Genomic DNA, 401 nt, shown 5'->3' on the forward strand with positions numbered 1-401 from the left:
TTCGAGCAGATGGAGAATAAGATTGTTGGGCTGATGCTCCCGCATCATGCTTTCTATAACGTCTCTGAACCCTGTCTTATGGTCCAGAATTATACGCAGACGCCTGACACTGAACTCGGCAAAAAGGCTCTCGAACTCATTGAAGTTGTCTCTAAGCGACACCATCAGCAGGTTATCGAAAAACTCCAAAAAATTGGATGCGATGCTCTAACGGGGCGTAATCTGTTTGCGTTGCGTGGTTCGTGGGAGCTTGGCAACAGGGATATCAATGCGGTGGATGATTCCGCAAAAGCATATATGCTTGACACTTACACGATATCTCACATGGGTAGAGGTGGGGGTAGCGTCTTAGAAGATGGGATGCTGTCAAAGGTTCTCGACATAGAGCGTCTACAAGACCC

The 401-nt window shown here is 47.6% G+C and carries 1 protein-coding gene; it reads left to right on the forward strand.

The annotated features are described in order from the left end of the window. A partial coding sequence (locus tag KP705_RS18625) for a hypothetical protein (RefSeq protein WP_215765384.1) occupies nt 1–401 on the forward strand: 401 nt, incomplete at both ends.

It is taken from the genome of Gluconobacter sp. P1D12_c (assembly GCF_018812105.1).
Lineage (GTDB): Bacteria > Pseudomonadota > Alphaproteobacteria > Acetobacterales > Acetobacteraceae > Gluconobacter > Gluconobacter oxydans_A.